Source organism: Pseudomonas sp. S37 (assembly GCF_016658545.1).
Taxonomy (GTDB): Bacteria; Pseudomonadota; Gammaproteobacteria; order Pseudomonadales; family Pseudomonadaceae; genus Aquipseudomonas.
Window position 1 is genome coordinate 13,925 of record NZ_JACVZC010000081.1, and the last position, 15,189, is coordinate 29,113.

Annotated in this window: 16 protein-coding genes; 5 read left to right on the top strand and 11 right to left on the bottom strand. The window is 65.6% G+C overall.

Going from position 1 to position 15,189, the window contains the following annotated elements:
• Positions 1-10 precede the first annotated feature (10 nt).
• Complete coding sequence (gene pcaQ / locus IAE39_RS20610; protein WP_201205966.1) at positions 11-943, top strand: pca operon transcription factor PcaQ; 933 nt, start codon at positions 11-13, stop codon at positions 941-943.
• Here pcaQ and IAE39_RS20615 read toward each other — a convergent pair.
• The 11 genes from IAE39_RS20615 to IAE39_RS20665 all read right to left on the bottom strand — a co-directional run bounded on the left by IAE39_RS20615 (position 934) and on the right by IAE39_RS20665 (position 12,485).
• Complete coding sequence (locus tag IAE39_RS20615) at positions 934-2,280, bottom strand: TolC family outer membrane protein (RefSeq protein WP_201205968.1); 1,347 nt, start codon at positions 2,278-2,280, stop codon at positions 934-936. The genes pcaQ and IAE39_RS20615 overlap by 10 nt on opposite strands.
• On the bottom strand, positions 2,250-3,821 hold the full coding sequence (locus tag IAE39_RS20620; protein WP_201205970.1) for a DHA2 family efflux MFS transporter permease subunit: 1,572 nt from the start codon (positions 3,819-3,821) through the stop codon (positions 2,250-2,252). The genes IAE39_RS20615 and IAE39_RS20620 overlap by 31 nt, the downstream gene beginning before the upstream one ends.
• A complete protein-coding gene (locus IAE39_RS20625) occupies positions 3,818-4,882 on the bottom strand; it encodes an HlyD family secretion protein (RefSeq protein ID WP_201205972.1) in 1,065 nt (354 codons plus the stop codon). The genes IAE39_RS20620 and IAE39_RS20625 overlap by 4 nt, the downstream gene beginning before the upstream one ends.
• 79 nt (positions 4,883-4,961) lie before the next feature.
• Positions 4,962-5,762 (bottom strand): DUF3050 domain-containing protein, encoded by an 801-nt coding sequence (locus IAE39_RS20630; protein ID WP_201205974.1) that lies wholly within the window; start codon positions 5,760-5,762, stop codon positions 4,962-4,964.
• A 41-nt stretch (positions 5,763-5,803) separates the two neighbouring features.
• Complete coding sequence (locus IAE39_RS20635; RefSeq protein WP_201205976.1) at positions 5,804-6,775, bottom strand: fatty acid desaturase; 972 nt, start codon at positions 6,773-6,775, stop codon at positions 5,804-5,806.
• A gap of 10 nt (positions 6,776-6,785) precedes the next feature.
• On the bottom strand, positions 6,786-7,613 hold the full coding sequence (locus IAE39_RS20640) for an SDR family NAD(P)-dependent oxidoreductase (RefSeq protein ID WP_201205978.1): 828 nt from the start codon (positions 7,611-7,613) through the stop codon (positions 6,786-6,788).
• Positions 7,610-8,755, bottom strand: a complete 1,146-nt coding sequence (locus IAE39_RS20645) for an acyl-CoA dehydrogenase (RefSeq protein WP_201205980.1) — start codon at positions 8,753-8,755, stop codon at positions 7,610-7,612. Before IAE39_RS20645 ends, IAE39_RS20640 begins: the two co-directional genes overlap by 4 nt.
• Positions 8,756-8,759: 4 nt before the next feature.
• On the bottom strand, positions 8,760-9,203 hold the full coding sequence (locus IAE39_RS20650; RefSeq protein WP_201205982.1) for a type II toxin-antitoxin system RatA family toxin: 444 nt from the start codon (positions 9,201-9,203) through the stop codon (positions 8,760-8,762).
• Positions 9,204-9,212: 9 nt separating this feature from the next.
• Positions 9,213-10,469 (bottom strand): aspartate aminotransferase family protein, encoded by a 1,257-nt coding sequence (locus tag IAE39_RS20655; RefSeq protein ID WP_201205984.1) that lies wholly within the window; start codon positions 10,467-10,469, stop codon positions 9,213-9,215.
• 4 nt (positions 10,470-10,473) lie between these two features.
• Positions 10,474-11,547: an SDR family oxidoreductase gene (locus IAE39_RS20660; protein WP_201205986.1), complete on the bottom strand. Its 1,074-nt coding sequence runs from the start codon at positions 11,545-11,547 to the stop codon at positions 10,474-10,476.
• 200 nt (positions 11,548-11,747) lie between these two features.
• Complete coding sequence (locus IAE39_RS20665) at positions 11,748-12,485, bottom strand: AraC family transcriptional regulator (protein WP_201205988.1); 738 nt, start codon at positions 12,483-12,485, stop codon at positions 11,748-11,750.
• A gap of 270 nt (positions 12,486-12,755) precedes the next feature.
• Between IAE39_RS20665 and IAE39_RS20670 the strand changes: the two genes are divergently transcribed.
• The 4 genes from IAE39_RS20670 to IAE39_RS20685 all read left to right on the top strand — a co-directional run bounded on the left by IAE39_RS20670 (position 12,756) and on the right by IAE39_RS20685 (position 15,052).
• Positions 12,756-13,508: an FKBP-type peptidyl-prolyl cis-trans isomerase gene (locus tag IAE39_RS20670; RefSeq protein WP_201205990.1), complete on the top strand. Its 753-nt coding sequence runs from the start codon at positions 12,756-12,758 to the stop codon at positions 13,506-13,508.
• 288 nt (positions 13,509-13,796) lie between these two features.
• A complete protein-coding gene (locus IAE39_RS20675) occupies positions 13,797-14,237 on the top strand; it encodes a YkvA family protein (RefSeq protein WP_201205992.1) in 441 nt (146 codons plus the stop codon).
• Between the two features lie 111 nt (positions 14,238-14,348).
• The gene (locus tag IAE39_RS20680) at positions 14,349-14,687 is read left to right on the top strand and encodes a helix-turn-helix domain-containing protein (RefSeq protein WP_201205994.1); all 339 of its coding nucleotides are present in this window, start codon (positions 14,349-14,351) and stop codon (positions 14,685-14,687) included.
• The gene (locus IAE39_RS20685) at positions 14,684-15,052 is read left to right on the top strand and encodes a hypothetical protein (protein ID WP_003252539.1); all 369 of its coding nucleotides are present in this window, start codon (positions 14,684-14,686) and stop codon (positions 15,050-15,052) included. The genes IAE39_RS20680 and IAE39_RS20685 overlap by 4 nt, the downstream gene beginning before the upstream one ends.
• Positions 15,053-15,189 lie beyond the last annotated feature (137 nt).

Below are 15,189 nucleotides of genomic sequence, written 5' to 3' on the forward strand. Positions count from 1 at the left end.
GCTTGCCGGCATGAACCTCGACACCCGCATCAAGTACCGCCACCTGCTGTGCTTCCTGGAGATTGCCCGGCAGGGCAGCCTGGCCAGGGCTGCCGACGTGCTCGCCATCAGCCAGCCGGCCATCTCCAAAACCCTCAAGGAACTCGAAGGCCTGCTGGAAACGCGGCTGTTCGCGCGCAGCCGCCAGGGCGTCGAGCTGACCCCGGCCGGCACGCGCTTCATGCGGTATGCCGGGCCCAGTGTGCAGGCCCTGCGCGATGGCGTCAGCAGCCTGCGGGGCGAGGCACGGGCGCCGTCGCAGGTGCGCATCGGCGTGCTGTCCACGGTCGAAGGCCTGCTCATGCCCGAGGTGCTGTGCCGCCTGCACCAGCGCCATGACGCGCTGGTGATCAGCGTGGTCACCGGGGTCAGCGCGCAATTGCTCGGGCAGTTGCACCTGGGTGAGCTGGAGCTGGTGGTCGGGCGCATGACCGACAGCCCGCAGATCCAGGGCCTGTCGTTCGAGCACCTGTACAGCGAATCGATGAGCCTGGTGGTACGCCCGGGGCACCCGCTGCTGGCCAGCACCCCGGTCGAGCGCGGCCAAGTCGGGCGTTATCCGTTGGTGTTGCCGCCCGCCGGCACCACCATCCGCCAGCACGCCGACAGCCTGTTCGTGCAGTGCGGCATCCAGATGCCGGCGCAGCGCCTGGAAACCCTGTCGCTGGCGCTGAGCCGGCGCTACCTGCTGAACAGCGACGGCCTGTGGGTGGCGCCGCGGGATGCGGTGCTGCTCGACCTGCGCCGTGGCGAGCTGGTCGAGCTCGACCTTGGCGTGCGTGAGCCCGGCGGCTCGGTCGGCATCTGCCGCAATGCCGCCTTGCCGCAGAGCCTGCCGGGGCAGTGGGTGTGCGAAGTGCTGCGCGAGGTGGCCGGGCAGTACCGCGAAGGCGCCTACCCTTGAACCCGCGCGGTCAGCAGGGCACTGAGGGCCTTGAGGTTGTCGTCGCTGAGGCTGCCGCTGGCCGCCATCAGGCGTAACTGTGCCTGCAGGATGGCGTAACGCTGGCGGGCCAGTTGCAGGCGGGTACGGGTCAGCTGCTGTTCGGCATCCAGCACGTCATTGCTGATGCGCGCCCCGGCCTCGAAGGCATGCGTGGTCATGCGCAGGTCACTCTGGCTGGAGCGCAGGGCCTGTTGCAGGGCCTGGTACTGGCTGATGCCACCGGTCAGGTTGAGGTAGGCCTGGCGGGCCATGAAATCGGCCTCGCGCCGCGCATCTTCCAGTTCATCTTCGGCGGCGCCCTGCAGGGCGCGAGCCTCGCGGGTGCGGCTCTGGGTGCCACCGCCGGCATACAGCGGCACGCTGAGCTGCACGCCCACCACCGTCTGGGTGTATTTCTCTTCGGGTACGGTCACGTCGTACAGGCTGCCACCAACCGAGGCAAAGCGGCCATGCGCGGCCACCAGGTCGAGGGTGGGCAGGTGCCCGGCCTGCTGCTTGTCCACTTCCTGCTCGGCGATCAGTTGGCGGACCTCGGCGGCCTGCACCTTCAGGTTGTGCTGGCGGGCCTGGTCGGTCCAGGCATCCAGGCGGGCCGGTTGCGGGCCACTGAAGGCCACCTGGTCGTCCAGCCTGGCCAGTTCGCCCTGCGTGCTGCCGGTCAACCGGGCAAGGGCCTGCTGGTTGAGGCGCAAGGCATTGCCTGCGGCAATCTGCTCGGCCTGGGCCAGGTCGTAACGGGCCTGGATGCGCTGCACCTCGTTCTCGGTGCCCGAACCCTCGCGGCGAAAGCGCTGCGCCTTGTCCAGTTGCTGGCCGAGGGTTTGTACCTGCTGGCGGCTGGTGGCCAACTGGTCTTCGGCCAGCAACAGCTCGAAGTAGGCGTCGGCCACGCGCAGCATCAGGTCCTGGCGCGCGGCGAGCAGGTCGATTTCGCCGGCGGTGGCCAAGGCCTTGCCCTGTTCATGGCCGATCACGTTCTGCCAGCGCAGCAGCGGCTGGATCAGCACCAACGCGTAGGCATTGGAGTTGTCGCGGTTACGTGTGGCCGCGCCGCTGTGTTCGCGGTCGACCCACGCCGCGCCGCTTTCCAGCGACAGGTGCGGCAACAGCTTGGCCAGCCCCTGGGGGGCTTTTTGCGCCGCCGCCAATTGGCGTTGCTCGGCTGCGGCGTAGGCCATGTCATGCCCCAGGGCCTGCTGGTAGGTCTGGTACAGGTCGCGGGCCTGGGCGGGGCTTGCGCAAACCAGGGTCAGCACCAGCAGCGCTAGGCGGATGGGTGTGCATTGTCCGAACACGTCACGGACTCCTTTGCAAGTGAGGGCTTGGGTTGGCGGGGGTTGCGCATCAGCAGCACCATCGGCACGCCAATCAGCATCACGGCGCCGAGCAGGCCGAAGAGCATGCTGAAACCGAGCATCTGGGCCTGCTCCCGGGCCTGGATGAAGGCCAGCACGGCGTTGGCCTGGTCGGCGCCGAGCAGGTCGGTGGAGAGCCGCCGCGGGTCGAGGCTGGCCAGGTCCCAGCCGCTGGCGAGCAGGCGGTTTTCGTCGACATGCTCGGCCAGCTGGCGGTAGCGCGCCCAGGAGAACCGCGTAAGCAGGGTGGCGGCGATGGCGATACCGACACTGCCGCCCAGCTGGCGCATCAGGTTGAGCACGCCGGAGCCGACCGAAATCAGCGGCCCCGGCAGTTGGCGCATGGCCAGGTTGGTCAGTGGCACAAAGATCATGCCCAGGCCGAAACCACGGATGATCAGCGGCCAGTACAGGGTGTCGGGGTTGCTTTGCAGGGTGAACTGGGTGTGCAGGTACATGGCGTAGCCGTAGACCAGGATGCCCACGCAAATGAAGTAACGTTCATCGATGCGGTTTTCCTGCGACAGCTTGCCGATCACCAGGGTGCTGACCGCGCTGGCCAGGGCCCCGGGGAATATCACCAGGCCGCTCTGGTAGGCGCTTTGCTCCAGCAGTGTCTGCAACAGCAGCGGCACCATGAACAGGGTGCTGTACAAGCCGAAACCGACGCAGAAGGCACACACCGAACCGAGCAGGAATTCGCGGTTGTTGAACAGCGCCAGGTTGACGATCGGGTTGGCCACCCGCCGTTCCCAGTAGCAGAAGCCCACCAGGCCCAGCAGCGCCAGGGCCAGGCACAGCAGGCTCAGGTCCGACTCCAGCCAGTCCCAGTGCTCGCCACGCTCCAGCAAGATCTGCAAGCTGCCCACACCCACGGCAAGCAGCACGAAGCCCAGGTAATCGATGCTTTGCGGGCGCCGTTCGTTGGCCGAGTCGCCCACGCACAGCCACGCCAGCAGCAGGGCCAGCGCACCGATCGGCAGGTTGATCAGGAAGATCCAGTGCCAGGAAAATTCATCGATCAGGTAACCCCCCACCGACGGGCCGAGGGTCGGCCCCATCATCACCCCGACGCCATACAAGGCCATGCCGGCGCTGACCTTTTCCTTGGGGAACACGTCGTAGATGATCGCCTGCGAAATACCCAGCAAGCCGCCCCCGGCCAGGCCCTGGATGACCCGCCAGAACACCATCTGCCACAGCTCCTGCGACAGCGCGCAACCCAGCGAGGCCAGCACGAACAGCGCCGACGACACCAGGTAGTAACGGCGCCGGCCAAACCAGGCCGACAGCCAGCCGCTGGCGGGCAGAATGACCACGTTGGCGACGATATAGCCGGTCGAGACCCAGGAGATTTCGTCCACCGACGCGCCAAAGCTGCCCATCAGGCTGGGGATGGCGACGTTGACGATGGTCACGTCAAGCAGCTCCATCATCGAGATCAGGGTGACGGTTACGGCCACCAGCCACGGCGACCTCATAGGGGTTGCCCGCTGTCGCGGGTATCGACCTCGACGAACACGCTCATGCCCTGGCCAAGCGCCTGCTGCATGGCCGTGGGCAACTCGCGGAACTCGATGCGCGCCTGCATGCGCTGCACCACCTTGGTGAAGTTGCCGGTGGCGTTTTCCTGCGGCAGTAGCGAGAAGCGCGCGCCGGTGGCCGGCACCAGGCTGTGCACCACGCCCTCGAACTGTTGCCCGGGGAAGGCATCGACGCTGATGCGTGCCGGTTGGCCGACGCGTACCCGGCCGATCTGGGTTTCCTTGAAGTTGGCCACCACCCACAGGCGCTCGGTGCTGACCAGGCTAAGCAGCTTCTGCCCGGCCACCACGAACTGCCCGGGTTGCACATCCTTGTGCACGATCACCCCGCCCTGGGGCGAGCCCTGGCGGGTGTCCTGCAGCTGGATGCGGGCCAGGGCCAGGGCCGACTCGGCAGCCTTGATCCGGTACTCTTCAACCTTCAGTGCCGCCTGGTTGGCCAGGGTGCCTTCACGGGCCGCCGTGGAGTTGTCACGGGCCGCCTGCAACTGGTGGTTAAGGGCATTGAAACGGGCCTGCGCGGCTTCCAGGTCCTGGGTACTGACCACCCCTTGCCCGGCCAGGCGCTGGGTGCGCTGGTAGTCGCTGCGGGCCTGTTCGACGTTGGCCACCAGCTGGCCGATGGTGGCCTGCGCCGCCTGGCTGCGTGCGGCCGCGCTGCGCACCTGGCTGTCCATCAGGCCGGGCATGCCGCCCTGGCCGGTGGCCACCAGCGCGCCCAGGTAATTGGCCCGGGCCTGTTCGACCCGTTGCTGGTATTCGTCCTCACGCACCTGGAACAGCAGGTCACCCTTGTTCACCCGCGTGTTCTCGTGCACCGGCACCTGCACTACCACGCCGCTTAGCCGGGCGCGGATAGGGATGATCACACCTTCCACTTCGGCGTTGTCGGTGCTGACGTACTGCCGTGCGTATTGCCAGCGTTGCAGCCCCAGCACTGCCAGGCCTGCAATGACCAGCACCGAAACTGCCACTTTGGCGTACTTGCCTTTCGTCATGTCACACGCTCTCGTCCTTGTCGTTGTGGGCCATCAGCCCTTGCCTGCGCCTCAGGTGCACGCAGGCAAGGATTGATGCTTAGCTGGCGGCGGCTGCGAAGGTGGCCTGTGCGCTCGCTGCAGCACGCTGATGCAACTGCTCCAGCACGCCATCCCACAGCACCGTGCGGGCTACCAGCGCGTCGCCTGCGCTTTTCGCCAGGGCCTGCTGTTGCGCCGGTTCGCTGACGATTTCGGCAATGATGCGTTTGGCCGCCGGGCCGTGGTCGTCGCCGTCCATCTCGATGTGGCGCTTGAGGTAGTAGGTGAGCATCGGCACGCTGGCTTCATCGACGGCCCAGCGCTGCAGCAGGCCGCCGAACATGTCGGGGATGATGTCTTCGCGGCCGAAGAAGAAGTACGCCAGCACCTGCTCGGTGGAGCCGTGCAAGGCCACGTCCAGGGTCTTGCTGACGAACACCTTGGCCGGCAGCGGGATGTCGACAGTCGTCAACGCCTGGGCCAGTGGCACGCCGGCTTGCAGCAGCGCCTGGAACTGGCGGAACGGGCCGGTATCGGCACCGATCTCGTCCATGGCACTGAGGTACAGATCGAGGTGGCTGATGAAGCCGCCGTCAGGATGCTCGTCGGTTTCCTCGCCGGTGACGATCTCGTTGATCAGCCGCGCGGCAATGATGTGCCGCGGCGGCAGCCAGGGCAGGCTGACACAGGTCAGGTCGCGCTGGATGCGCTTGAGCAGGGTCATGAAGTCCCACACGGCAAAGACGTGGTTCTCCATCAGCAGGCGCACATCATCCAGGGTGCTGATCCGGGCGAACAGCGGGTGTGCCAGCAGGGTGCGGCGTTCGTTTTCAATCAGTTCATCTACGTCAAAAGACATACTCGGTTCCTTGAGTGTGGGGGTTGCTCACCGGGCGTTAATCACTGCCCGGGGCTGCCTGGCGGTGGCATCGCTTGCCAGGCGCCGGCATAGGGGAAACGTGCCTTGCAGTAGCGCAAGGCGCCGAAGAAACGCGGTTCCAGCAGCGCCTGGCGGCCTTCGTACCAACCGCTGGCGAGCAGTTGCCGGTGCAGGCGCGGCAGGCGCCAGCACGGCACCCGCGGGTACAGGTGGTGCTCCAGGTGGTAGTTGGAGCCCAGGTGCAACAGGGTGCTCAGGCGGGCGGTGCGCGAGCGCGCCACCGGCAGCGCAACGCTGGCGTCAAAGGCATGCTCCTGATAGGCGTTGAGCGCCGAAACCAGCAGCGCCAGCAGCAGGCACCCGGCCACCGCCGGCAGCAGCAGCGGCCACTTCGCCGCCAGCAGCAGCCACAGGGCCGGCCACAGCAGCTGGCAGGCCAGGTTGGCCCTGGCCAGCAAGCGGATCTGCCCATCCGGCAGCGGCAGCGCGCCGTTTACCTTGGCGCCGGGCAATGCCAGGCGCACGGTTTGCAGCAGGTACCAGGCGGTGGCATGCAGGCGCGACAGCAGCAGCCGGGTCAGCGCCAGGCGGTAGCGCCGCAGCAGGCGCCAGTCCGGGTCCTTGGGGCCGCCGTTGTAGCGGTGGTGCTGCCAGTGGTCGACGAAGTAGCCGGTGACACAGAAGCCCGTCAGCATCGAGCTCAGCAGCACCGCCAGCAGGCAGCTGTACAGGCGGTTGTCGCTGAGGTTGAAGTGGAAGCCCTCGTGGCCGAGGATGCCCTGCAGGAACAGGCCGTAGCCGGCCAGCAGCAGCAGCGGCAACACCAGCGGCCATGCCTGCGGTGCCTGTTCGAGCGTGACCACCAGCAGCGCCAGCGGTGCTGCGAACAGCAGCAACGCATAGCCGACCACCAGGGTGGTTTCCAGCGCCGACGGTTTCAGCAGGCTGCGTGCCGGGCGTAGCGTGGGCTTGTCCAGTGCCAGTTGCGTCATCGGCCCGGCCTCAGTCGATCAGTTCGGGCTTGAGCGCCAGTTGCCCGGCCTTGCTCAGGCTGCGCAGGCGCAGGCTGATGAAGGCATCGACCAGGCTCGGCAGCCAGCGCGCGGTGTACATGGCCACGCTGCCGAGGAAGGTCAGGCCGCGGTTGCGCAGGCCATGCTGGGTGCAGGCGCGCACCAGGCCATTGCTGGCGTCGTCGAGTTTTTCTTCCAGCGACAGCAGCACACGCTCGCCGCGCTTGAAGCTCACTAGGCGCTTGACCGACAGCCCGACCCGCTCGGCCGGGTCGTGAATGGCGGTGTCGATGAAACCGGGGAACACCGTGACCACGTCCAGCTGGCCGGGGTACTGCATGCGCAGCACATCCGAATAGGCGCTCATGGCCCGCTTGCTGGTGGCGTAGGCGGCGACGTAAGGCGCGTTCACCAAAGCAAACAGCGAAGACACGTTGACCACCTTGCCGCGCTTGCGCAGCAGTGCCGGCAGCAACCGCGAGGTCAGCTGCCAGGGTGCCAGCAGGTTGACTTCCAGGGCGCGGCGCACGTCATCGCTCACCCCGGTTTCGCCCCGCTCCAGGGTCAGCACCCCGGCGTTGTTGACCAGGATGTCGATGTCGCCGAAACGTTCGAGGATCGAGGCGGCGGCTTCATCCAGGCGCTCGCGGTCGCACAGGTCGAGCAGGTAGTAGGCATCGAAGTTCAGGGCCGTGTGCGGTTCGAGCCGGTCAATGCCGATCACGGTTGCCCCTTGGCGCTTGAGCTTGCGCGCAGTTTCCAGGCCCAGGCCGCGTGCCGCGCCGGTAATGACGACAATCTTGTTGAGCAGTTTCACAGGGTGACTCCATTGGCAATGCTGAAAGTGGCGCCTTGCAGGTAGCGGTCGAGGTTGGCCGTCATGCTGAAACGGCCGGGCGGGTGGAATTGCAGGCCACGTGTACTGGCCAGCCAGTCGCAGCCCAGGTTCGAGCGGATGAACGCCAGGCCGCCGAGCATCTGGTGGGCCAGGTCGGAGGCGCTGGCCAGTTGCTGTTCGATGCCGTAGCGGGTCAGCAGCAGGCGTGCCAGCAAGTCGTCGGCGTTGCCTTGCAACTGATCGACTTCGTGGGCCAGGCCCTCCAGCGCGCTCAGGCACAGTTGCAGCTGGCAGGCCAGTTGCACCCGTTGCTGGTCGCTCCAGCGGCGCTCTTCGATGGCCCATTCCACCAGGCCCATGCAGGCCCCCAGGTAGCTGGCGCTGATCAGCAGCTCGAACCAGATGAAACCGATGGTCTGCACGTCGCCCAGCTGCGATTTCAGCCCGGCGGAGAAAATCATCTTGTCGCTGACGTACACGTCCTCCAGGCGCAGCTCCAGGCTCTGTGCCGCGGCCAGGGCACTGTTGCCCCAGAACGGGTGGTGGCTGATGCCGGGTGCGGTCGCGGGGATCAGCGCAATCATCAGTTCTTCGCCGTGCTCGGTGGCGCGGCTGTAGCTGGCCGTCAGCAGGTCCATCGAACTGCTCAGGCTGCACGGTTGCTTGCTGCCGCTCAGGCGTACGCCGTCGGCCAGCTGTACCGCTTCCATGCCGGCATCGAGGATGCCGCCACCGGGCACGCCCTCGGCGAAGCCCGAGGCCAGCAGCAGGCGTTGCTGGGCGATGGCCGACAACAGCAAGCCTTCGGCGCCTGCGCCGTTGCCGGCCACCGCCACCAGGCTGGCCACGGAAAACTGGTGCATGGTGCTGGCCACCGCCAGCGACGGCGACAAGGCACCGAGGGCGAGTTGCACGTGCAGCGCTTCGCGGGCGTTGGCACCCAGGCCGCCGCCAGCCTTGGGCACCAGCAAGGCCACCGGGCCGGTATGCTTGAACCAGTCCACCACCGGGCTGCCGGCGGCTTCGCGCTGTTCGAACGGCAGCTCGGTCAGCAGCTTGGCAAAGTCGGGGGCAAAGCGTTGCAGGGTTTGCCGGGCGTTGTGCAGGAGTGACAGGGGCATGGCATCAATCCTTGATCTGGCTGTTCGGGAACAGGCCATGGATGATGGCGCTGATGTTGTCGCGGATTGCCTGGCGGGCGACCGGGTCGAGCATGTCGGCCAGCATCGGCAGGCCCAGGTCGAAACAGGAGCGGAAGGCGATGCTGGCGCCTTCGGCGGTTTCGCTGACTTGCCACGAGCCGGAAAAGTGGTCGATGTCGCCCGCGGTCTGGCGGAAGTGGATATGCAGGTTGGCCGGGTCGAACACGTCACGTTCCTGCCACTTGAGAATGCCGCTGTGGAAGTTCACCTCCCAGTTGCTCAGCACCTCGTGCTCATGGATCGCTTCGATCTCGATGTTGCGCACCGACTCGCACAACTGCGGGTAGACGCTGAAGTTGCTGATGGCGGCGTAGACCTGTTCGGCGCTCTGGCTGGGAACATGGGCATCCAGGCTGACTTCTTTCATTTCGGTGTCCTATTCAAAGGTACGGGCAAGGGCGCGGGCGAAACCGCCGAGCAGCCATTCAACGTCGCTGTCGCTGTACAGGGCCGGCGGTGTAAGGCGGATAACCCGGTGATCGTTGAGCGAATGGTTGACCACGATGCGTTGGTCGATCAGGTGCATGACCATGTTTGCCGCCAAGCCGGCATCGGCGAACTCCAGGCCCAGCAACAGGCCGGCGCTGCGCAGCTGGACTTCGGCGCCGCGCGGGTGTTGCCCGAGCACGTTTTGCAGGCCCAGTTGCAGGCGTTGCCCCAAGGCAGCGGCGCGTGGCACCAGCTGTTCGCGCTGCATCACCTGCAGGGTCGCCATCACCGCCGCCATGGCCAGCGGGTTGGCGCCAAAGGTGGTGGTGTGCATCAGCGGGTTGCGGTTGAGCGGTGCCTGCATGTCGGGCGTGCAGACCATGGCGCTGACCGGTACGCAGCCACCGGACAGACTCTTGCCGACCAGCAGAATGTCCGGCACCACGCCCTCGTGGTCGCAGGCCCACCAGCGCCCGGTGCGGCCCATGCCTGACTGGATTTCATCGGCAATCAGCACTGCGCCGTACTGGTCGCACAGCGCCCGCACCTGCTGCAGGTAGCCGGGCGCAGGCACGATCACCCCGGCTTCGGCCTGCACCGGTTCAAGGATCACACAGGCGCGTTCGGGCTGCGCCTGCAGCTGCTGGCGCAGCGCTTCGATATCACCAAATGGCACAAAGTGGCTGTGGCCCAGGCGGTCGTCGAACGGTGAGCGATACAGGTCGCGCCCGGTCACCGCCAGCGCGCCCAGGGTCTTGCCGTGGTAGCCGCCCAGGGTCGAGATCACTTGCTGGCAGCCGTTCAGCCAGGCCAGCTTCAGGGCAGCCTCGGTGGCTTCGGTGCCGGAGTTGCAGAAATACACGTACTGCAGCGGGGCAGGGCACAGCGCAGCCAGTGCGGCGGCGGCCTGGGCCTGGAACGGGTTGAGCATCAGCTTGCTGGCCATCGGGTGGCTGTGCAGCTGGCGGCTGACCTGTTCGACCACCTGCGGGTGCGCATGGCCAAGCAGGAACACGCCATAGCCACCGGCGTCGAGGTAGCGGTTGCCGTCCATGTCGAACAAGTACACGCCTTCGCCAGCCACCTCGATCGGCAGGTTCATCATCGATGCCAGGCGGGCGTAGCCGGCATTGACGTGGTCACGGTACTGCGCGCGCACGCGCTCGGCGTCGAGCCCTTCGGGCAGGGGAGTGAAGCTGTTCATCGTCTTATGCCTCCATGGCCAGTTCGCCACGGCTTTCACCCGCTGCCGGAATTTTCAGCATGCGTTGCATGGCCGAAAGCTTGGGCGACAGCCGCGCCAGGGTCAGGGCCAGTTCCTGGCGTGGCGAACGCATGGCCAGGTGCTGGGCCGGCAGCAGTTGCTCCAGCGAACTGGGCAGCGGCTGCAACAGGCTGGCGTAGCGGCACAGTTGGGTGGCGCGGCCGAGGGCGGCGCGGATGTTCTCTTCCAGGGCCGGCAGGAACACCGGGCGCACCAGGCGTTCGTAGATGTCCGGGTTCATGCAGCGCGGGCGCTGGAAGGGCTTGCCCTGGTCGTGCATTTCCGCGCACATCAGGTCGAGCAGGGTGCGAATGTCCAGCGCCTGCGGGCCGTTGCTGAGGAAGTAGTCGTCGCCGATCAGGCGCTGGTCCAGGGCGCTGGCAATGCCGGCCGCCGCCACGTCGCGGGCGATCACATCGACCCGCCCGTCCTCCGGGCACGGGATGATCGGCAGGTAACCCGACATCATCAGCCCCATGGTCAGGTGAAAACCCTGCAGCATGGGCATGTGGCCGCTGTGGCTGTCGCCGATGATGATCGACGGGCGGAAGATCGACACCGGTACGCCGGCATCGCGCACCAGGCTTTCGGCCTGGCGCTTGACCACTTCGTACGGGGTCGAAGGCATTACCCCGGGGTGGTAGTCGCACGGGTGGGTGAAGGCGGTGCTGATGTGGTACAGCGGCACGTCGGCGTCGCGGACAAATGCCAGCACCTGCTCGGTGCCTTGGTAGTTGACCGAGAACACCGCTTCGGCGTGGCCGTCCAGGCGGGTGATGGCCGCGCAATGGATGACCCAGTCGACCCGCTTGGTCAGCGCCAGGTAGTCGGCGCTGGACAGGCCCAGGTTCGGTTGGCAGATGTCACCGCGCAGGGTTTCGACCCCAGGGTGGCGGATGCTGCTGCGACGGGTCAGGCAGACCAGGTGGTAGCGGTCGGCCAGTTGGTCGATCAGGGTATCGCCCAGTACGCCGGCACCGCCGGTAAGGAAAACGGTCAGCCGTGAGGGTCCTGACATGGGCTAGCACTCCTTGCTCGCTAGGTTGATGAAGTGGCATGTGCCATGGCGCTCGTCTGCCTGGCAGCCGCAAGGGGGCCAAGGACCGGAACGATTAAAAAAGCCGACCTGTGTGCCCTGGGTAAAAGGCGGCCGGCAAGCGGCCCTGCGCCGGGTGGTGGAGACCCCGTTTGGCGCGGGCTGGAGGGGATGATGGCGATTTAGAACTGCGGATTCTTGAACGAATCGCTTGTATTGCGCAGCACCATGGCGACGCGGCTGGGCGACATGCCGACCATGCGGCGCATCATGCGGGTGAGGTGGGCCTGGTCAGCGAAACCGCCGGCCATGGCGGCATCGCTGAGGCTGGCATCGTGGGCGAGGGCGTGGCAGGCGCGTTCGAGTTTGCGCCAGATGATCCATTGCGACAGCGGCACGCCCATCTGCCGCGTGGCAAAAAAACGCAGGCGCGGGCTGGACAGGCCCACCGCGCTGGCGGCACGCGATACTGCGCCGATACCGGCCCAATCCTGGCGCAGCAGGTGCAGGGCATTGGACAGTCGGGGGTCGAAGCTTTCGGGGGGAACCAGCTTGAGTTCCAGCGCCGCCACCACCTCGTGGAAGTTGGCGGCGTGGCGCACGCAGTCGACGATGTCCTGGCTGACGGCGGCTTTGCCACTGTCGTCGAGCAAGGCTTTCAGTGCGCGGCCAAGGGGAGCATCCGGGTAGAAGTAGAGAAAGGCGACGCGGTCCGGGTTGGGCCGTGAACGGTGGTCGACGGAAGGGCCTATGAGTACCCCGGGCGCGGTGAGGACCTGTTTGCCGAACTCCACCGTGATGTCATAGCGCAGGCCGATGCACAGCTGGATGGCGACGTGGGCATGGGCAGCAGTCTGGTCGGTATTGCCGGTGTAGCCCAGCCAGTAATCACCGAAGGTGACTGCTCCATCCCATCTCATTGTGCATCCCGAAAGCCTGTTCTAGATAGCCTGGCCGCTACCGCGCCAGTATCCTGAAAGCGGCAGATGATAGCGTTATGGTATATCTTGGTCGATACAAAGCGTAACGAATGATCTTTTGCACTAATTAAGGCTTTTCTGCCGCGCGCAAGGCTGTGGAACTATTCCCTGTTTGCTGGCTCTTATGCCGGTAGCCATGGGTTGGGGACGCCTGATAAGCTCGCGGCTTCTACCCTGATTGCCCTTATGGCGCATGAACAAGGAAATCACATGAAACAGCATCGTTTGGCGGCTGCGGTTGCCCTGGTTGGCCTGGTACTGGCTGGCTGTGATCAACAGGCCAGCAGCCCCGAGCTGAAGACTCCGGCGCAGAAAGCCTCCTACGGAATCGGCCTGAACATGGGCAAGAGCCTGGCTCAGGAAGGCATGGAAGACCTTGATTCGAAAGCAGTCGCCCTCGGCATCGAAGACGCCGTTGGCAAGAAAGAACAGCGCATCAAGGACGAAGAGCTGGTAGAGGCCTTCACCGCCTTGCAGAAACGCGCTGAAGAACGCCTGGCCAAGGCCAGCGAAGAAGCGGCTTCTGCCGGCAAGAAGTTCCTTGAAGAAAACGCCAAGAAGCCAGGTGTGGTCACCACCGCATCGGGCCTGCAGTACGAAGTGGTCAAGAAGGCCGACGGCCCGCAGCCCAAGCCGACCGACGTGGTCACTGTCCACTACGAAGGCAAGCTGATCGATGGCAAGGTGTTCGACAGCTCCGTCGAGCGCGGCAGCCCGATCGACCTGCCGGTCAGTGGTGTCATCCCGGGCTGGGTCGAAGGCCTGCAACTGATGCACGTTGGCGAGAAGTACAAGCTGTTCATCCCGGCTGAACTGGCCTACGGCGCGCAAAGCCCAAGCCCGCTGATCCCGGCCAACTCGGTACTGGTGTTCGACCTGGAACTGATCGCCATCAAGGACCCGGCCCAGCTGCAAGGCGCCGAGCCTGAGGCTGAAGCCCCTGCCGAAGCACCTGCCAAGTAATCTGGCTGGTTGTTGAAAACGCCCCGTCCTTACGGGGCGTTTTCGTTTGTGGCGATTGGACGAACCTGCAACTGCTGATACTGTCCGAGGAAATGCAGTGTGAAGAAGTAGGAAGCTTCTGACGCAAATCGTTTGCGGTGCAGGTAGCCACCGTGTGAAACGACTGTGTAAAAAACGCCCGATCTGACCGGGGCCCTTGCCTGGCAGGCACCCGGGGTCAGAAACTTCGCCCTGTTCACAAGGTTATCCACAATAAATGTGGATAACCTTTTCCCTCTCGGAGGCTCCATGAGCGCACCCTGGAATTTCGCCCGTTTCCTGCCCTTGGCCGAGCGCCTGCTCAGCCGCGGCCGGTTGCCGGCCTTGCTGTTTGCCGTGGCGCGCAAAGGCCCGCGCATCGGCCAACTGCGTGAAGATGTAAAGCTATTGCAGTCGTTGTGCCTGGCCTGGTGGCGTGGCGAATACCGCGCCATCAGCCCCAAGGCGCTGGTCACCATCGTGGCTGGCCTGCTGTATTTCGTCAGCCCCATCGATGCCATCCCCGACTGGCTGCTGGGCGTGGGTTTTCTGGATGACATCGCGGTACTGGGGTGGGTACTGAAGACCGTGGCCGACGAACTGGCGCGCTTCAAGGCCTGGCGCGACAGCCAGGCCCCCGAGCGGCTGCGCGTGGTCGAGCGCCTGCCGGCCACCCCGGAAGCGCTACGCCTGGAACGCAACACGCCGTGAAACCGGCCAGCACCGCACCGTAACTGCACAGACCCCGGAGTTGGTAATATAATTGGCATAAGGGTTATGCCTACGGATTACATGCTGTAATCCTTTTTAAAGGGGTTTGTAATGGGTATTCAGGTTATCAGCCGGGACGGTCAGCCCGAGTACGCCGTCGTTCCCTGGGAACAGTACCAGGCGCTGCTCAAGGCCGCAGGGCAGGCACCGGCCGAGGCTGCTGTCAGCGAACAGGCCGCAGTTGCTGCCGCTGCGCCGTTGCCGGCGTTCAGCGAAGTGGCACAGATCCGCCAGGCCAAGGGTATCGCCCCTGAGCAGCTGGCGCGCAATGTCGGGGTAAGCCCGGCGTACCTGGCCATGATCGAGTCGGGCGAGCGCCAGCCGGATGCGGCCATTCGCCGTGCCCTGGCCTGGCATTTGGGGGTGGCAGGCTGGAGCGAGCCATCATGAGCCAGGTCAGGATCAGCCGTCAGCATTGGGATAACCTGCTGGGCGAGCTTGACCTGGCCCGTCGTCAACGTCACTTGCTGACTTATCGCGCGCTGATCGAGCGCTTGCAACTGCCCAGCCCGGCCATGCAGACCCTGACCGCCGCGCTGGAATACCTGGCGGTGCTGGATGCCCGTGCCGAGCAGCCCTTGCGCAGCTCGTTGGTGATCAGCCAGGGCGCCAGCCGTTTGCCGCGTACCGGCTTTTTCGAATGCGTGGAGCGCCTGGGTCGCTTCACCGGGCCGGTGGATGGCATGGAGGCGGCGTCGTGGCATGCCTCCGAGGTGGTGCGGGTGTTCGAGTACAGCTATCCCGAAACGGCCTGATTTGCAGGCTTGTCGAGGCCCCTGTAGGAGCGGCCTTGTGTCGCGATGGGCCGCACAGCGGCCCCAGGATTTGTGCATCATGCAAGACTGTCGGGGCCGCTTTGCGGCCCATCGCGCCGCAAGGCCGCGCCTACAGG

Excerpts from the sequence above, each read along its gene's own strand:
- IAE39_RS20625 (WP_201205972.1), bottom strand. The coding sequence starts at position 4,882 with ATGACGAAAGGCAAGTACGCCAAAGTGGCAGTTTCGGTGCTGGTCATT.
- IAE39_RS20655 (WP_201205984.1), bottom strand. The coding sequence starts at position 10,469 with ATGAACAGCTTCACTCCCCTGCCCGAAGGGCTCGACGCCGAGCGCGTG.
- IAE39_RS20660 (WP_201205986.1), bottom strand. The coding sequence starts at position 11,547 with ATGTCAGGACCCTCACGGCTGACCGTTTTCCTTACCGGCGGTGCCGGC.
- IAE39_RS20635 (WP_201205976.1), bottom strand. The coding sequence starts at position 6,775 with ATGACGCAACTGGCACTGGACAAGCCCACGCTACGCCCGGCACGCAGC.
- IAE39_RS20675 (WP_201205992.1), top strand. The coding sequence starts at position 13,797 with ATGAGCGCACCCTGGAATTTCGCCCGTTTCCTGCCCTTGGCCGAGCGC.
- IAE39_RS20650 (WP_201205982.1), bottom strand. The coding sequence starts at position 9,203 with ATGAAAGAAGTCAGCCTGGATGCCCATGTTCCCAGCCAGAGCGCCGAA.
- IAE39_RS20685 (WP_003252539.1), top strand. The coding sequence starts at position 14,684 with ATGAGCCAGGTCAGGATCAGCCGTCAGCATTGGGATAACCTGCTGGGC.
- IAE39_RS20620 (WP_201205970.1), bottom strand. The coding sequence starts at position 3,821 with ATGAGGTCGCCGTGGCTGGTGGCCGTAACCGTCACCCTGATCTCGATG.
- pcaQ (WP_201205966.1), top strand. The coding sequence starts at position 11 with ATGAACCTCGACACCCGCATCAAGTACCGCCACCTGCTGTGCTTCCTG.
- IAE39_RS20645 (WP_201205980.1), bottom strand. The coding sequence starts at position 8,755 with ATGCCCCTGTCACTCCTGCACAACGCCCGGCAAACCCTGCAACGCTTT.
- IAE39_RS20670 (WP_201205990.1), top strand. The coding sequence starts at position 12,756 with ATGAAACAGCATCGTTTGGCGGCTGCGGTTGCCCTGGTTGGCCTGGTA.
- IAE39_RS20630 (WP_201205974.1), bottom strand. The coding sequence starts at position 5,762 with ATGTCTTTTGACGTAGATGAACTGATTGAAAACGAACGCCGCACCCTG.
- IAE39_RS20680 (WP_201205994.1), top strand. The coding sequence starts at position 14,349 with ATGGGTATTCAGGTTATCAGCCGGGACGGTCAGCCCGAGTACGCCGTC.
- IAE39_RS20665 (WP_201205988.1), bottom strand. The coding sequence starts at position 12,485 with ATGAGATGGGATGGAGCAGTCACCTTCGGTGATTACTGGCTGGGCTAC.